Below are 1,469 nucleotides of genomic sequence, written 5' to 3'. Positions count from 1 at the left end.
CCCGGATCTTTCACCAAGGCACTGAGGTGCTGCCGTTGGCGAGGTTGGGGGCCAGGCTGGGCCAGTGATGAGGTGGCCCAGCCGTGGCGCTGGAGCTTTTTGCAGGCAGCGGACGTACCACCCCCTTTCCCCCGTTGTTCATCAGCGTGCCGGGGACAGCACTCGGCTGGGGTCAGGGGCTGGCCAGGGCTCGCGCTGCGGCTTCGAAGACGTGCTGCAGCGGGTGGTGTGAGGCCAGGAACAGCCGCACGCGACGCGTGTTGCGCACGATGGCCGCGCCGATCTTGAGCAGCCGGATGCGGATGGTGGCGCTACAGGCCTGGGCCAACTCCGTGCCCTGCAGCCCCAAGCAGCGCAGCTTGATCATGAGCGTGTAGGCCAGGGCTGCGAGCAGCAGCCGCAACTGATTGGCGTGGTACTTGTGGCAACTCGCGCGACGGCCGAATAGGTCAAGTTGCGCTTCCTTGATGCGGTTCTCGGCCTCGCCGCGGGCGCAGTACAGCCGCTCGTAGAGCACTTCAGCGTGGCCGGTGAGGCTGGTGACGATGAAGCGCGGGTTGGCTCCGCGCGCATCGTGTTCCAGCCGCGCGACGACACGGCGCTCGCGGCCCCAGGTCTTGGCGCCATAGCTGAACTCGCCGATGAGGCGCTGCTTGGTGGCGCTGTCCTTGTAGGCGTCGGCCAGGTACAACTCGGCCAGTGCCACGCGCTGCAGCAGCGCCGAGTTCTTCTGCAGCCCAATGACGTAATCCACGCCCCAGCGCTCGAAGCGCCGCAGTGCCTGCGGGCGGCAAAAGCCCGAGTCCGCGCGCACGATCACGCGCACGCCGGGCCAGGTCTGGCGCAGCCGCTGCACCAGCAGCTTCACCAGCGCGCTGAGCACGCTGGCCGGATCCCGGCTGCTCGGGCGCAGCACGCACGCCAGCAGGTCTTGCCCACAGAACACGTACAGCGGCAAGTAGCAGTAGTTGTCGTAGTAACTATGGAAGTGCGCTCGTTCCTGCTCACCATGCAGCGGCACATGGGTGGCGTCGATGTCGAGCACCAACTCCTTCGGCACGCGTGCGTGGCCGGCGATGAACTGCTCCACAAGCACGCCGTTGAGCGCGGCAGCATGGGCTGGCGTGGCCGCCGTCTCCAGCCGGCTGAGCGTCGGGCCCGATGCCAGATCGTCCACACGCCCTACAGCGGTCTGCAGCGCCAAGTCGCGCCGCAGCACGTTGTGGTCGCTCACGTCCTCCCAGCCGCAGCACAGTGCGTACACGCGCTGCGCGAGCATGTCGCGCACGCTGTGCGTGACGCTGGCTTGGCGGCGCCCGTCTTCGAATACGCGCGCTGCCGCGCGCGTGAGCCCAATGCGTTCATCGACCTGGCGCAACAGCACCACGCCGCCATCGCTGGCAAGGTCTCCTCCATCGAACGCCGCCTCAATCACGCGGCGGCCCACCTTCCCGAGCGCTATGCGCCCG

The 1,469-nt window shown here is 67.9% G+C and carries 1 protein-coding gene; it reads right to left on the bottom strand.

Annotated features, from left to right (window positions below; genetic code table 11):
* Positions 1-172: 172 nt before the first annotated feature.
* Complete coding sequence (locus ALA01S_RS30980; protein ID WP_066343615.1) at positions 173-1,462, bottom strand: IS1380 family transposase; 1,290 nt, start codon at positions 1,460-1,462, stop codon at positions 173-175.
* Positions 1,463-1,469: the final 7 nt, after the last annotated feature.

The sequence above is a fragment of the Azohydromonas lata NBRC 102462 genome (genome assembly GCF_001571085.1).
Classification (GTDB): domain Bacteria; phylum Pseudomonadota; class Gammaproteobacteria; order Burkholderiales; family Burkholderiaceae_C; genus Azohydromonas; species Azohydromonas lata.
Note: the sequence above shows the minus strand (reverse complement) of the source record. Positions and strands in the feature narration are given on the sequence as shown.